This window comes from Brevibacterium permense, from assembly GCF_013280495.1.
GTDB lineage: Bacteria > Actinomycetota > Actinomycetes > Actinomycetales > Brevibacteriaceae > Brevibacterium > Brevibacterium permense.
On sequence record NZ_JABSSX010000001.1, the window covers coordinates 19,892 to 34,605 of the forward strand.

General features: G+C 65.7%; 14 protein-coding genes. 8 read left to right on the forward strand and 6 right to left on the reverse strand.

The annotated features are described in order from the left end of the window. Positions 1-5 precede the first annotated feature (5 nt). Entirely contained in the window at positions 6-1,946 is a 1,941-nt protein-coding gene (locus HK353_RS00090; protein ID WP_173151119.1) for a bifunctional sugar phosphate isomerase/epimerase/4-hydroxyphenylpyruvate dioxygenase family protein, read from the reverse strand. After that, positions 1,943-2,971 carry an MFS transporter gene (locus HK353_RS00095; protein WP_342589789.1) on the reverse strand — a complete coding sequence of 343 codons (1,029 nt, stop codon included), beginning with the start codon at positions 2,969-2,971 and terminating at the stop codon, positions 1,943-1,945. The genes HK353_RS00090 and HK353_RS00095 overlap by 4 nt, the downstream gene beginning before the upstream one ends. 34 nt (positions 2,972-3,005) lie before the next feature. On the opposite strand from HK353_RS00095, the gene HK353_RS00100 reads away from it, so the two are divergent. Both HK353_RS00100 and HK353_RS00105 read left to right on the forward strand, forming a co-directional pair. Further along, on the forward strand, positions 3,006-3,359 hold the full coding sequence (locus HK353_RS00100) for a type II 3-dehydroquinate dehydratase (protein WP_245395687.1): 354 nt from the start codon (positions 3,006-3,008) through the stop codon (positions 3,357-3,359). Then, complete coding sequence (locus HK353_RS00105; protein WP_173151121.1) at positions 3,356-4,216, forward strand: shikimate dehydrogenase; 861 nt, start codon at positions 3,356-3,358, stop codon at positions 4,214-4,216. The genes HK353_RS00100 and HK353_RS00105 overlap by 4 nt, the downstream gene beginning before the upstream one ends. Positions 4,217-4,267: 51 nt before the next feature. Here the strand turns inward: HK353_RS00105 and HK353_RS00110 are convergent, their stop codons facing one another. From HK353_RS00110 to HK353_RS00120, 3 genes are all read right to left on the reverse strand, one after another. Continuing rightward, positions 4,268-5,053 (reverse strand): DedA family protein, encoded by a 786-nt coding sequence (locus HK353_RS00110; protein ID WP_173151123.1) that lies wholly within the window; start codon positions 5,051-5,053, stop codon positions 4,268-4,270. Next, the gene (gene mgrA / locus HK353_RS00115) at positions 5,050-6,102 is read right to left on the reverse strand and encodes an L-glyceraldehyde 3-phosphate reductase (protein WP_173151125.1); all 1,053 of its coding nucleotides are present in this window, start codon (positions 6,100-6,102) and stop codon (positions 5,050-5,052) included. The genes HK353_RS00110 and mgrA overlap by 4 nt, the downstream gene beginning before the upstream one ends. 89 nt (positions 6,103-6,191) lie before the next feature. Continuing rightward, positions 6,192-6,512, reverse strand: coding sequence for a 4a-hydroxytetrahydrobiopterin dehydratase (locus tag HK353_RS00120; protein WP_173151127.1), 321 nt, complete (start codon positions 6,510-6,512; stop codon positions 6,192-6,194). A gap of 80 nt (positions 6,513-6,592) precedes the next feature. On the opposite strand from HK353_RS00120, the gene HK353_RS00125 reads away from it, so the two are divergent. From HK353_RS00125 to HK353_RS00150, 6 genes are all read left to right on the forward strand, one after another. Further along, positions 6,593-7,978 (forward strand): GntT/GntP/DsdX family permease, encoded by a 1,386-nt coding sequence (locus HK353_RS00125; RefSeq protein ID WP_173151129.1) that lies wholly within the window; start codon positions 6,593-6,595, stop codon positions 7,976-7,978. Between the two features lie 270 nt (positions 7,979-8,248). Continuing rightward, positions 8,249-9,025, forward strand: coding sequence for a UTRA domain-containing protein (locus HK353_RS00130; protein WP_173151131.1), 777 nt, complete (start codon positions 8,249-8,251; stop codon positions 9,023-9,025). Beyond that, positions 9,022-10,245: an anhydro-N-acetylmuramic acid kinase gene (locus HK353_RS00135; protein WP_173151133.1), complete on the forward strand. Its 1,224-nt coding sequence runs from the start codon at positions 9,022-9,024 to the stop codon at positions 10,243-10,245. The genes HK353_RS00130 and HK353_RS00135 overlap by 4 nt, the downstream gene beginning before the upstream one ends. Positions 10,246-10,348: 103 nt before the next feature. Beyond that, the gene (locus HK353_RS00140; RefSeq protein ID WP_173151135.1) at positions 10,349-11,857 is read left to right on the forward strand and encodes a sodium:solute symporter; all 1,509 of its coding nucleotides are present in this window, start codon (positions 10,349-10,351) and stop codon (positions 11,855-11,857) included. Further along, entirely contained in the window at positions 11,854-12,900 is a 1,047-nt protein-coding gene (murQ, locus tag HK353_RS00145) for an N-acetylmuramic acid 6-phosphate etherase (RefSeq protein WP_173151137.1), read from the forward strand. Before HK353_RS00140 ends, murQ begins: the two co-directional genes overlap by 4 nt. Continuing rightward, positions 12,897-13,976 carry a BadF/BadG/BcrA/BcrD ATPase family protein gene (locus HK353_RS00150; protein ID WP_173151139.1) on the forward strand — a complete coding sequence of 360 codons (1,080 nt, stop codon included), beginning with the start codon at positions 12,897-12,899 and terminating at the stop codon, positions 13,974-13,976. The genes murQ and HK353_RS00150 overlap by 4 nt, the downstream gene beginning before the upstream one ends. A 7-nt stretch (positions 13,977-13,983) precedes the next feature. Here the strand turns inward: HK353_RS00150 and HK353_RS00155 are convergent, their stop codons facing one another. Next, positions 13,984-14,490, reverse strand: coding sequence for a GNAT family N-acetyltransferase (locus HK353_RS00155; protein ID WP_217278154.1), 507 nt, complete (start codon positions 14,488-14,490; stop codon positions 13,984-13,986). Positions 14,491-14,714: the final 224 nt, after the last annotated feature.

Genomic DNA, 14,714 nt, shown 5'->3' on the forward strand with positions numbered 1-14,714 from the left:
CTGTTTCAGCTTTCCGTATTGCGCCGATGCTGGGCTGCCAACCGCACCGGTGCGTTCGGAGCGCCGAAGCCGCGATAGCCGGTACGGCGTTCGACCATCTCGAAGAAGACCGAGCCGATCGTCGACGTGTAGAAATGGAGGAACTCGCCCTCGTCATCACGGTCGTAGAGGATGTTGTGCTCACGCAGCCGATCCAGCAGCTCTGGTGCGAGGTCGAAGCGTGCGGCAAGGTCCTCATAGTAGTTCTGCGGCACTGCCAGGAACTTCAAGCCTCGCGCGACCGCGGTTGTCGCCGCGGTGAAGATGTCATCGCAGGCGATGGCCACATGCTCCGGGTAAGTCGCGGCAGGTGAGCCGGCGTCTCGGCTCAATGCGTTGGGGCTGTGATCGGGGGAGACGTTGAGCGGCATCCTCACTGCCCCATCGGCGCTGGACATCACTTGGGAGCGCACAAGGCCGGAGGGGCTTGGGACATCCTGGGACGGCAGCGCGGTCAGAGCGAGCATGGAGGTGTAGAAGAGCACTGCCTCGTCGTAGTGATGGGCCGGCTGAGCGAGGTTGATGTGGTCGATAGCCGACTGCCGATCGTCCGGGACGGTGCCGAACTCGTCGGTCCACTGCGGATCCTCACCATTTCCATCACCGAAGAAGACCTCTGACCCGTCGGGCGCGAAGACCCCACGCAGCACCTTCTCGTCGTGAGCCTGCTCGCGAGGAACCTCGGTCGTCGAGAGCAGGAGGGCGCGTTCCATTGCGGCATCGGCATCTGCGACGGCGAATCCGATGCCGCGCAGGTAAGTCTTGGACGCAGTGGAATCTGCATCCGGAGTGGACACTGCAAACGCAACGGTGGATTTATCAGATGTCTCGATCAGAGCGTTCTCCGGTCCGGTGGGCTCAGTGACGACGATTCGAGCTTGACCGCGTCGCCACAGCTGCACGTGTGGTTTCGTGCGGTGGAAGCCGACGAACCGGAACCCGAGCTGATGGATCTGCCGGGTGAGCGCGCCCAGGTTATCGGTGTTCAGTTCGACGTAGTCGATGCCTCGCGGCTGCGCGACCTGCGGCAGCGGCTGCAGATCGAGTCGCACACGATCGCGTCCCGTGTGAGCGGAGGAAGCATTGCCTTCACGAGCTGCCGACACATTGGCTTCGAGCCACCGCAGGGAACGCAGTCCGTCGACAGCGGTGCGCTGAGTGTCGGCCTGCCGGAAGGAGTCGTTGAAGACTTCGAGCGACACCGGTCCGGAATAACCGGTCCCGGCGACGCGAGCGAGGAAGTCGGTGAGGTCCCATGAGCCTTCGCCGGGGAAGACTCGGTGGTGACGGGACCAGCTGAGCACGTCCATCGACAGGGCGGGGGCGTCGGCGAGCTGGAGGAAGAAGATCTTCTCGCCCGGGATCTCGGCGATGCGTGACAGGTCCGTGCCGCGGGAGAGCATATGGAAGCTGTCGAGGCAGGTGCCGATGCGCGGATGGTCGACGGCCTTGACGAGGTCCCAGGCGCGATCGTATTCGGAGACGAAACGGCCCCAGGCCAACGCCTCGTAGGCGACGTCGATGCCGTATCTCTCCGCCAGATCACCGAGGCGGCGAAGCTGATCGACGACAACCTCATCATCGTCGATGGTCGCGGTGGCGACGTTCGAGCACAGCAGAATCGTGGTCATGCCCATTCGCTTCATCAGCTGGAACTTCGCCTCGGCCCGGGCCAGATTGGCGGCGAACTGCTCCTCCTCGACGCCTTCGAAATCGCGGAAGGGCTGATAGAGGTCAAGACTCAGCCCGAGCTCTGCGGCCAGTGCAGCGGTCGCTTCGGGGGAGTTGGGGGAGACGATGAGATCCTGTTCGAAGATCTCGACCCCGTCGAACCCTGCCGTCGCGGCAGCCTGCAGCTTCTCTTCGAGCGTGCCCGACAGGCACACCGTGGCAATCGAGGTTCTCATCGTGACCTTTCCTCATGGACGACATCGATCTCTTCCAGGCTCAGTCCCTTCGTCTCCTTCGCCGTCAGTGCAACAAGACCGACGACGATGCAGACACCCGCGGTGAAGGCGGCGACCGATACCCAATTCTCTCCTCCGGCACCGGCGACAGCGGAAGCGAGGACCGGAGCCAGACCGCCGGAGACTGCGAATCCGACCTGAGTGCCCAGAGCCAGCCCCGTCACTCGTGCCGTCGTCGGGAACATCTCGGCGTAGAAGGAGGGCCAGATGGAGTTGGCCAGCGAGTACGCACAGCCGGACATGATGGCGCCGAAGACGAAGATGAGCGGCCAGTTCCCGGCCGAGACCGCACCCAGGTACGGGAACATCATCAGACCCGAGCCGACGGCACCGGTGATGAAGACCGGCTTCCGGCCGAACCGGTCGGAGAGCAGTGCGGCTGCCGGGATCGCGAAGAGGGCGACACCGTTGGCGATGACCGAGACGAGCAGCATGGTCGAACGCTCGAGACCGACGATCGATGTGGCGAACGACAGCGACCAGACGGTGAAGACCATATTCACGGTGTTGACCATGGCGCACACGGCCACGCGGACGACCGCGGCCTTGTGCCACCGGAAGACCTGCATGAGCGGTGGGTTCTCAACCCGCGACTCCTTGAATGCTGGCGGCTCATCGAGCCCGCGACGGATGAGCCAGGCGGTGAGCACGACGAGTGCCGACAGCCAGAACGGTACGCGCCAGCCCCAGCTGAAGAGTGCTTCGTCAGGCAGGAAAGCAGTGAAGGGAACGAACACGGCGGTGGCCAGCAGGGTGCCGAATTGGGTGCCGTGCAACGTCCAGCTCGTCGTCCACGACCGTTTCTCCTCGGCCGAATGCTCGAGGGAGACGGAGATCGCGCTCGCCTGTTCACCCGAGGCCGACAGACCCTGGACGATGCGGCAGAGCACGAGCAGGATCGGAGCGAGCATTCCGATCTGGTCGTAGGTCGGCAGGCAGCCGACGACGAAAGTCGAACCGGAGATCTACGGCCGCACCACGCTGTACGACATCGAAAAGATGTGTGCCGACACCGCCGCCGAGGCGGGGCTGGGCGTTCGCTGCATCCAGAGCAACCATGAGGGTGGGCTCATCGACGCCGTGCACGAGGCCCGGCACTCGACGGTCGGTGCGATCATCAACGCCGGCGCGTACACGCACACTTCCCTGGCCCTGCACGATGCGCTGAAGTCCTACGATCACCCGATCATCGAGGTGCACCTGAGCAACCCGCATGCGCGCGAAGCCGTGCGCCACCACTCCTATCTCTCACCCGTGGCCGCCGCCGTCATCGCCGGAGCCGGCGGGAAAGGCTACGTCCACGCGGTGGAGATACTCATCGACCAGCTCCCGACCGCGAAAGCGAGACCATGACCTCTTCCCTCCTCCTCGGACTCATCGGCGTCGGCATCTCCGCCTCCCGCACCCCGCGGATGCACGAGAACGAAGGTGCCGCACATTCCATCCCCACGATCTACCGCACCATCGACATCGCCGAACCTCGCCTCGCCGAGGTGGGGCTTGAGGAGCTGCTCACCGCGGCGATCCGGCTCGGCTTCGATGGACTCAACATCACCCACCCGTTCAAGCAGCGGTTCATCGATCTCCTCGATGACGTCGACCCGGTGGCCGCGCGCATCGGTTCGGTCAACACCGTCGTCATCGACGCTGCGGGGAAGACGACCGGCCACAATACCGACGTCACCGGATTCGCCGCCGGGTTCCGTGCCGGACTGCACGGCGCCGCCACCGAGGTGGTTGTGCAGATCGGTGCGGGCGGAGCCGGCCGTGCGGTCGGGTTCGCCCTGGCCGAACTCGGCGTCGGTGAACTCATCATCGCCGATACCGATATCGACCGGGCCGCCGGTCTGGCGACGGATATCGGGACCGTCACGGGCTCTCGGGTCCGGGCGCGAGCGATCGGGCTCGATGAGCTGGAAGGGGCGGCCGCCTCGGCGCAGGGGATCGTCAACGCGACCCCGGTGGGGATGAAGGCGTACCCGGGAACTCCGGTCGACACTTCCGTGTTCGGGTCGGATACCTGGGTGGCCGACGTCGTGTACTTCCCGCTCGAGACGCAGCTGCTCGCCGAAGCCAGGGCCAAGGGGTGCCGCACACTCGACGGATCGGGGATGGCGGTCAATCAGGCAATCGACGCATTCGAACTCTTCAGCAGCCAGAAGGCCGACCCGCAGCGCATGCGTGAGACCTTCCTGTCCTTCGGTTCCTGATCCGAGACACCTGACCGGAATTCGACGCGGCTCCCGGTCAGGGGCGAATGGTCAGTTCTCGGAGGTGTCACCCGCAGCTTCGGTTTTCTTCTGCTTGCGGTATTCCTTGAAGAAGCTGATGGCGAAGATGCCGACGATCAGGGCCAGAGTCAGCCACAGGGCGTACTTGTCGATGACCTTGAGGATGTCGACCGCGGCCTCTCCGAGCTGATAGCCCAGGAAGGTCCAGATGAGCGTGAAGATGAGGCAGCCGAGAAGGTCGGCGACGAGGAACAGCGACAGCCGCATCCGCGTCCACCCGGCGACGAGGTAGACGAGGGTGCCCGGGATGCCCGGGCAGCGCGAGACCAGCGTCATGAGGAACAGGGCCCAATTCGGGATCTTCTTCAGTTGGTTGATGCGTTTGAGCTGACGTTCGTTCTGCGCGAAGAGCCGCAGCACACCGTCGCCCCACCGGCGACCGGCCAGCCAGAACGCCCAATCGAGTTTGGCCATGCCGACGAAGCCGGCGACGATGACCAGCCACAGCGGGATCTCACCGACGCGAGCATAGGCGGCGGCCGCGACGATCGAGGTCTTCGCGCCGTTGATGAATTCCTGGACGACCGGGGCATTGACGAGCATCCACGGCCGCAGCGGCATGAGGCCGAGGTAGATGAGCGGGACGCCGATGATGATGAACAGCAGCAGCTTGTCGAGACCTTGAGCCTTGCCCTGCCAGGGTTTGATCGCCGCCCAGGGGCTTTCCCCTGCCGTGCTCTCGCCTTCTGTGGTCTCCGCAGTATCCGCGTCTTCAGCGGTATCCGTGCGGTCAGGATCCACGCGATCGTCACTCATCGGGCATCGCCCTCTGAGGTGCTGCGGCGCGCGTCTCCCCAGATATCGACACCGGAATCGACGGCGAATTCGTCGATTGCGCCGAGCTCTTCATCGCTCAACGGTGCCGCGTCGAGAGCCGCGACATTGTGCTCGAGCTGTTCGATACGGCTGGCCCCGATGACCAGCGAGGACACTCGCTCATCCCGCAGCGCCCAGGCCAGGGCGAGCTGTGCCAACGACTGACCGCGTGCGGCAGCGATGTCATTCAGCGACCGAATCCGGGCGAGGTTGTCGGCGCTGAGGAACCCGTCCTGGAACGACGGCTTCGCCTTGCCTGCGCGCGAATCTTCGGGGACTCCGCCGAGGTACTTGTCCGTGAGGAGGCCTTGGGCGAGCGGAGAGAAGCAGATGACGCCGAGCCCTTCGTCAGCGGTTGTGTCGAGGAGTCCATCGTCCTCGATCCACCGGTTGAACATCGAGTACGACGGCTGGTGGATGAGCAGGGGAGTGCCGAGATCGCGGGCGATCTGGCAGGCCCGGGCCGTATCGGTGGCGGAGTATGAGGAAATCCCGGCGTAGAGCGCGCGACCGGAACGCACGGCGGTGTCGAGCGCACCGATGGTCTCTTCGAGCGGCGTCGAAGCATCGGGACGATGGGAGTAGAAGATGTCGACATAGTCGAGGCCGAGTCGGCGCAGGGACGCATCGAGGCTGGCCAGAAGGTATTTGCGGCTCCCGCCGGGGCCCCCATAAGGGCCGGGGTGCATGTTCCAGCCGGCCTTCGTCGAGATGATGAGCTCATCGCGGTAGGGGTGGAGGTCTTCACGCAGCAGGCGCCCGAAGTTGATCTCCGCCGAGCCCGGGGGAGGGCCGTAGTTGTTCGCCAGGTCGAAGTGCGTGATGCCGAGGTCGAAGGCCCGGCGAACGATATCGCGCTGATTCTGGAAGGCGACGTCATCGCCGAAGTTGTGCCACAGCCCCAGCGACAGGGCCGGCAGGACGAGCCCGGACCGTCCGACGGGACGGTAGGTCATCGAGTCATAGCGGTTCTCAGCGGCTTGAAACACACGTTCTCCTGGCTTCGCGCGGATGGTCTGACCCCAGACTAGTACGGTCCGGGACCGCCGGGGTTTCCGTCCGCTGCTGCCCTGGCCGGTCAGTCGGCGTCGGGGTCTGCCTTGACCCCCGCCGAGGCGGCCAGTTCGCTGATCTGTCCCGCCATGTCGAGGTCGCGTTCGGTCACGGACCCGGCATCATGGCTGGTCAGCTGGATGTCGACGTGAGGGAAGGTCAGGGTGATGTCGGGGTGGTGGCCGGCCTCCTCGGCGGCGGCACCGATCTTGTTGACCAGTTCCAGACCGGTCGCGAAGTCACCGGTGAGCAGCCGGGTGCCGATCGAGTCGTTGCGGTCCTGCCAGTCGGTCAGGCCGTTGTCCTTGAGTGCGTCGAGCAGCTTCTGTCCGGTATATGCAGTCATGACTTCATGCTAGGGACTTCCCGGTGCCGCGTGAACCCCTCGTTCCCGGATCCAGCAGTTAGGGGCGTAACGTTGCCCCAGTGATTGGCTCAACCGCATACCTCGTGACGCTTCTCTTCGCGTCGATCGCGCTGCTCATCCTCCTCATCAACTGGAAGACGAAGCTGCATCCGTTCCTCGCTCTCCTCATCACTTCCGCCGTGACGGCACTGGCCGCCGGTGAGGAGATCGGCAAGATTCCGGAGACGATCGCCGCCGGAGCCGGCGACACCCTCGGCGAGACCGGTGTCGTCGTCGCCCTCGGAGCGATGCTCGGACGGCTTTTGGCCGACAGCGGTGCCATCCAGCGGATCGCGAACCTCGTCATCGAGCACTCCTCGCCGAAGGCCGCACCGTGGATCATGACGGGAGTCGCCTTCATCATCGGCATCCCGATGTTCTTCGAGGTCGGCCTCGTCGTCCTCATCCCGGTCATCTACGCGGTCGCCTCGCAGCTGGAGAAGAAGACCGGGCAGAAGAAGCTGTGGTACCTGCGCATCCTCGTCCCCGCGATCGCCGCGCTCGCCTGCCTCCACGGCATGGTTCCGCCCCATCCGGGACCGCTCATCGCTGTATCCGGACTCGACGCGAACGTCGGAATGACCATCGGCCTCGGGCTCGTCTGTGCGATTCCCACCGTCATCCTCGCCGGCCCGGTCTACGCCCGCTGGATCGCCCCACGAGTCAAACTCGAACCGACTCCTGAGCTCATCGACCAGTACACCGGAGCCCGCGCCGAGGTGGACCAGAAGGAACTGCGAACGATTCCCGTCTGGCTCGCCTTCGTCACCGTCCTCGTCCCCGTCGTGCTCATGCTCGTGCACACCGTGGTGCAGCTCGTGGCACCGGAGTCAGTGTTCGAACCCGTCGCCGAGGTGATCGGCAACCCGATCATCGCCATGCTGGCCGGAGTCGTCTTCGCCGCCATCGCACTCGGTTGGACCTCGGGAATGGGCGGCGAGCGGATCCGCAGCTCCTTCGGAGACAGCCTCAAGTCGATCGCCGGAGTTATCCTCATCATCGGCGGCGGTGGTGCCTTCAACGAGGTGCTGGGGGACTCGGGCATCGGCGACGCCGTCGTCGGCGCGACCTCTCACCTGGAGATGAACCTCATCCTGCTCGGCTGGTTCATCGGCATCCTGCTGTCGTTCGCCACCGGATCGGCGACCGTCGGAATCACCTCGGCCACCGGCATCGTCGCACCTCTCATCGGTGATCACTCCGGGGCCTACGTGTCTCTGCTCGTCATTGCGATCGGCTCGGGATCGATCGGTCTGAACTGGGTCAACCATGCGGGATTCTGGTTCGTCAAGGAAAGCTTCGGCATGACGATCGGTCAGGCGACGAAGACTCACATGATGGTCCAGACCCTCGTCAGCGTCTTCGGCCTGATCTTCGCCTTCCTGCTCTCACTGCTCTTCGTCTGACGGGCCGCCGCCGGCCCGGCCGCCGCCCGTCAGCCCGGCCTCTGACCGCCCGCCCTCTGCTCGCCGATTTCTGCCGATCAAGCCGGAGCGCCGATATGTCATGGTCGACGACGCCATATTCGCGGCGCCGCTTGATCGAGGGAAGGGAGCGCTTGAAAGTGAGCGAGCGCTTGATCGAAGGCACGGGGATCACTCTGTTCGAGGGGCCAGCCATCACAAAATAGACCAGTGGTCTTGATTTAGTGGTGTGTCCTGTGCCTCAATGGTGGTGTGACGAAATTCCATGCCATCCGCGACCAGCTCCTCGACCGTCTCGAGGACATGGCCGCCGGTGAGCAGTTCCCTCCGGAACGGCAGCTCGCCGAGACGCTCGGCATCTCGCGGATGACCCTGCGCCGCGCCATCGACGAACTCGTCGCCAAGGGCATGGTCCGCAGGCGGCACGGCACGGGTGTCTTCGCACTCGGTCCGAAACTCGACCAACCGCTGGCCGCGAGCTCCTTCACCGAGGATATGCTCGCCCGCGGGATGCGTCCCGGGTCCCATATCCTCAGCTTCGACGTCGCCGAGGCGGGCGCGCACATCGCTCGTCGACTCCACATCTCCGAAGACGACGACGTCATCGCGATCCTGCGTCTGCGCCTGGCCGACGACGAACCGATCGCTCTCGAAGAACTCCACGTCCCCTCGGCTCTCGTTCCGGGGCTGAGTCCAGGCGACCTCGAGGACCAGTCCTTCTACGATCTGCTGAGCCGAAACTTCGGCATCCGCCTCAATCACAGCGTGCAGACGATCGAACCGACCCTCCTCGATGCCAGCGAAGCGCACCACCTCGGCGTTGAAGAGCTCTCACCTGCGCTGCTGTTCGAACGCATCTCCCGCGGTGCCGATGACCGCCCCTTCGAGTTCGTCCGCTCCGTCTACAGAGGCGACCGTTACAAGGTCCGCACCGAACTCACCGTCCCCGCCCCCGCGGCCGCCGGAGCCGTCCCAGCCGTGCCCGCAACCGCCACCGTCCACGACCCCACTGGAGGGGTGCAGCCATGATCATCGCCGGCCTCATGACCGGAACCTCCGCCGACGGTCTCGACCTCGTCATCGCCGAGTTCCGACCCGACCCCATCAGCGACACGGAACCCACCCCCAGTTTCGACCTCGTCGGCGCGGACCCCACCACCCTGACCGTGCGGATCCTCGCCGAACGCGAAACCCCGTTCGACGACCGACTCTCCGCCGACATTCTTCGCCTTCTCGAACCGGCAGATCTGCCGTTGTCAGTGGTCAGCAGCGTCGACGCGCGGCTCGGCCGGTTCTGCGCCGACGCCCTGTCCGAACTCTGTGCCGACCACGACCTGGCCCCTGACCTCGTCGTCAGTCACGGACAGACTGTCCGCCACGACATCACCGACGGGCAGGTCACTTCGAGCCTCCAGCTGGGACAGCCGGCCTTCATCGCAGAACGACTCGGTGTTCCCGTGCTCTCCGATGTCCGCTCCCGCGATGTCGCTGCAGGGGGACAGGGCGCACCACTCGTCGGGCTGCTCGACTCCCTCCTGCTCTTCGACGCCGAGGCGCCGACCGCGGTGCTCAATCTCGGCGGAATCGCGAACATCACTGTCATCGCACCAGGCCACGATCCCATCGCCTTCGACACCGGCCCGGCCAACGCCCTCATCGACATCCTCGCCCGCCGCATCACCGACGGCCGGCAGAGCTTTGACCGCGACGGCGCGCTCGCCGCCGCAGGCACCGTCGACAAGGACCTGCTCGCCGAGTTCCTCACCGAGCCCTTCTACGCACGACCCGCCCCGAAATCGACGGGCAAGGAACTCTTTCACGCCGCCTACCTCGACTCACACCTCGAATCCCACCCCCACCTCGGCGAGCATGATCAGATCGCCACGGTCACGGCGTTGACCGCGCACACGATCGCAGAGGCGGTCCGAGACCACGAGGTCACCACCGTCATCGCCTCGGGAGGTGGGACGCGGAATCCGGAGCTGATGCGCCGCCTCGGCGAGGAATTGGGTGACGGTGTCACCCTCACGAGCACGGACGCTGCTTTCGGGCTGCCGGAAGGCAGCAAAGAAGCGCTGCTCATGGCACTCATCGGATGGCTGAGCTGGCACGGACTCGACGGCACGCAGCCGAGTCTGACCGGGGCGATCGGACCGCGCATCGCGGGTCGGTTCACTCCCGGTGACGGACCGCTGCGGCTGCCCGAACCCCTCCACCGACGACCCGCTCGGTTGAGACTCACGGACTGAACCGCGGCCGCCACCGGCAACGCCCGCCCGGCCACACAAACGAACGCACCTCCTGACCACCGACCACCCGACACACTCCACACCCCCCAACAAGGAGAGACCAATGCAGATCATCGACCTCCTGGTGATCATCGCCTATCTCGTCGCAACGGCGTGGCTGGGACTGGCACTGAGCGGCAAACAGAGCAGCCTCAAGGGCTACTTCCTGGGCGGGCGCGACCTGCCGTGGTGGGCCGTCTGCCTGTCCGTCGTCGCCACCGAGACGAGCGCGCTGACCGTCATCGGCATCCCCGTCATGAGCTACCTCGGCGACCTCAACTACCTGCAGCTCGGACTCGGCTACATCGTCGGCCGTGTCATCGTCGCCTACTTCATGCTGCCGCGCTACTACGACGGTGAGATGATCACCGCGTACGCCTACCTGGGCAAACGTTTCGGCCAGTCGACGCAGACCACGGGCGGCGTGACCTTCCTCTTCACCCGACTGCTCGCCGACGGCATCCGTGTGCTCGCCGCGGCCATCCCGCTCAAGGTCATCCTCGACGGGCTCGGAATCCACACGAACTACTTCGTCATCATCGTCGTCCTCTCCCTGGTCACGATCGTGTACACGTTCATCGGCGGCATCAAGGCTGTCGTCTGGGTCGATGTCGCGCAGATGATCCTCTACGTCCTCGGCGGGATCCTCGCGATCATCATCATCACGGGATCGATCGGCGGCGGATGGTTCGCCGAGGCGTTCGAGGCCGGAAAGACGAACATCTTCGTCTTCGAGGGCAACCCGATCTCCGCGGACACCTCGTTCATTCCGTCGGTTCTCGGCGGTGCCGTGTTCGCGATGGCCTCGCACGGTTCCGATCAGCTCATCGTGCAGCGGCTGCTCTCGTGCCGGTCGAAGCTCGAGGCGCAGAAGGCCCTCATCACCTCCGGATTCGTCGTGGTCGTCCAGTTCGCGATCTTCCTCGCCGTCGGTCTGGCTCTCTGGGCGTACTACGATCACGCGCTGCCCGCGGATCTCGGCCTGACCCGCGACGACGAAATCTTCCCGCTGTTCATCATCGAAGGGCTGCCCACGGGAATCTCCGGACTGCTGCTGGCAGGCATCCTCGCCGCCGCGATGTCGACGCTGTCCTCGTCGCTGTCGGCCCTGTCGTCCTCGACGGTCAACGACGTCTACGCGAAGCTCAAGCGCACCCCGATGACCGACGAGCAGGGATTCAAGGTCGGCCGTTGGGCGACGATCGGCTGGGGGATTGCCTTCATCCTGCCGGCCACGGTCTTCGAATCCGACTCCGGCAACATCGTCATCCTCGCCCTCGGAATCGCCGGCATCACCTACGGCGGTCTGCTCGGTGCGTTCGTCTTCGGCATCGTCAACAAACGGGCCCGAGCTGTCGACGCGAACATCGCCTTCGCCCTGGCAGTGGCCGTCAACGCGTTCTTCTTCGTCATGGAGAAGTACGTCACCGGTGAAGTGTGGGTGGCGTGGCAGTGGTACCCGCTGCTCGGCGTCATCGTCACCTTCATCGTCGGCGGCCTGCTCGGTCTGCGCCACACGACCAAAGTCGAAGAACCCACCATCGCCGAGGCGGAAGGAAGCCCCCGTCCATGACCTCCTCCCAGCCGGGCTCAGCCCGCCCGACCCCGCCGACGTCGGAAACGGCAGCGCCGTCGGCCGGTCGGCCGCTGTCGCCGACCGAGCAGCGCAATCCGGCCAGCTCGGGCCTAGACGACCTCGACACCCTCGGGGTGCTCAAGGTTCTCAACGCCGAAGACCACGGTGTCATCGACGCGGTCGCCGCGGCCCTGCCGCAGCTGGCCGAACTCGTCGACATTGCCGCTGACCGCATGCGCCGAGGCGGCCGAGTCCACTACTTCGGTGCAGGTACCTCGGGGAGGTTGGGCGTCCTCGATGCGAGCGAACTCCTGCCGACGTTCAACCTCGAACCGGGCCGGGTCATCGGGCACATCGCCGGTGGTCAGGCTGCTTTGGTCAATGCGGTGGAGAACGCCGAGGACTCCGGGGCTGACGGATCCGCGGCCGGCGCCGAGCTCGGACCTGATGATGTGGCCATCGGCATCGCCGCGAGCGGGTCGACCCCGTACGTCGGCGGGGCGCTCGACGCGGCGCGAGCCAACGGCGCCCACGCTGTGCTCATCTCGAACAACCCGCACGCCGCTCCGGCCGACAAGGCCGATGACCACATCGTGCTCGACACCGGCCCCGAGGTGATCACCGGATCGACCAGGCTCAAGGCCGGCACCGCCCAGAAGCTCACCCTCAACGGGTTCTCGACCGCGCTCATGGTCGCTCTCGGCCGGACCTGGGACAACCTCATGGTCTCCGTCGTTGCGACGAACGCGAAGCTGCGCGAACGCATCGTGCGCATCCTCCGCGAGGCCGCCGACCTGGGAGACGCCGACGCGCGAGCCCTGCTCGAGCGCTGCGAGGGTGATCTCAAGACCGCCATCGTCGTCTCCTTCACCGAGGCGGCCCCTGCCCTGGCCGCGTCGACCTTGGAGTCCCATGACGGATCGGTCAGAGCCGCGATCGCCGAGCTTGTCCGCGCGGGCGCATCGTCCGATGTTGGAGCCGGCTCCGGACAGGAAGATTCCGGCCAGGACAACCCTGGGCCGGGTGCTGTGGGCGCATGAGCCTGATCCTCGGCCTCGATATCGGCGGTACCGGCAGCCGTGCCGCGCTCGGTGAGTTCGGCGACGTATCTGACCAGCGGGGCAATGTCGCCGGCGGAACACACGCCGCCGCCGGTGCGGGCTCCGTCGCACCCGTCGTCGACCAGATCGACGGACCGCGCATCACGATCGGGCAGAGCGGCAGCACTGTTCTCGACGTCATCCGAGAACTCGTGAAGTCGGCCGCCGATACCTGGTCGGAGCGATTCTCCGAGGTGGCCGGCATCGGCATCGGCGCGACCGGCATCGCCTCTTTCGCCGAGGATCCTGCCGAAGTCCTCGCGAAGATCTCGTCCGAGCACGGCGTGCCGGCCGTCGCGGCCATCGATGCTGTCACCGCCCACCTCGGTGCCCTGGGCGGTACCGGAGGAGCGATCACCGTGCTCGGCACCGGAGCGATCGCCATCGCCCATTCGGGCCCGGACGATGCCGGCCACTGGTCAGCCGAATGGTCACGAGCCGATGGCTGGGGACACCTCTTCGGCGATCGCGGGGGAGGAGCATGGCTGGGACATCATGCTCTCGAACTCGCTTTGCGCACACACGACGGAATCGACGAACGAGGTCGTGCGCTGCTTGAGACGGCAACCACACGATTCGGCCCGCCCGCCTCCTGGCCGGGACAGTTCTATACCCGCAGCGACCGGGCAGGACTGCTCGCCGAATTCGTCGTCGACATCGCCGAGACTGCTCGAGCCGGCGACACAGCATCGGCCGACCTGCTCCGCGAAGCTGGTCAGGAAGCGGCCCGCAGCGCGCTCGCCGCAGCTCGTTCCGTGCGAACTGACACTGACTCGTCAACGGTAGCCACCGAGGCCATTCCCACTTCCAACTCCGCGACCCGCATCGCTCTCACCGGGGGAGTCGCGGCCGCCGGCGATCACCTCGTCGAGGGATTCCGCGCCGAAGCCGCACGACTGGATCCGACCATCACCATCGTCGAGCCCGCAGGCGGACCGTTGGATGGGGCACTCGCGCTCGGTCACCTCGGTGCCGGTGGGACACTGGACGCACAGGGCAAGGTCCTCTGGACCTGATTGGGCGTCAGTCGCCCCTGGCCTGCCGCACCATCCGCACCTCGCGCACCCCGTCGTACTCGTCGGTCTTGACCGTGCCGTCGGCGACGAAGACATTCTTCACATAGAACGCCTGGGCACGGGGATTCGGATCCGCCACCCACAGCGCAGTCGTCACGGACGGGTCGATAACGGCGTCAAGGAGGTCCTGGCCGACGCCCGTGCCGTGCACGGATCGATAGGCGTAGAGAACGTAGAGATGCCGATCTTCGACGCTTCCGTCGGTTTCCGGCGGTCCGGACATGGCGATGCCGACGATCCGGCCATCGGATTCGGCGACGGCGCAGGTGAACTTCGATGGAGCCGCCTCGGCGAGGATCTGCGTCCACATCTGTCGGCGTCGATCGACGAGGTCGGGAGCGTCGAGGAGCTCGTCGGGCATGATCCCGCGGTAGGTCTCCTCCCAGGTGTCGACGTGGACGCGCGCCATGGCTTCGGCATCGGCGGGCTCGGGCGGGCGAACTGTGTGGGGCATGTCTGGATGCTACCGGCCGACGCAGCCAGGAAGATCGGTCGCCGGCACGAAATATTCACCTAACCTGCATCTGCCGACAAACAGCTGTCCAGCGGGGCCACCCAGGATCGAGAGAGTGAGAGCGAACCGCGAACCAGTCACCTCCGTCGAATCGCCAACCTCCGGCCACCCACTTCCTCAACCGCTCCGGCCGTCACCACCTGGTCCTCGGAGCTCCGGCGGGG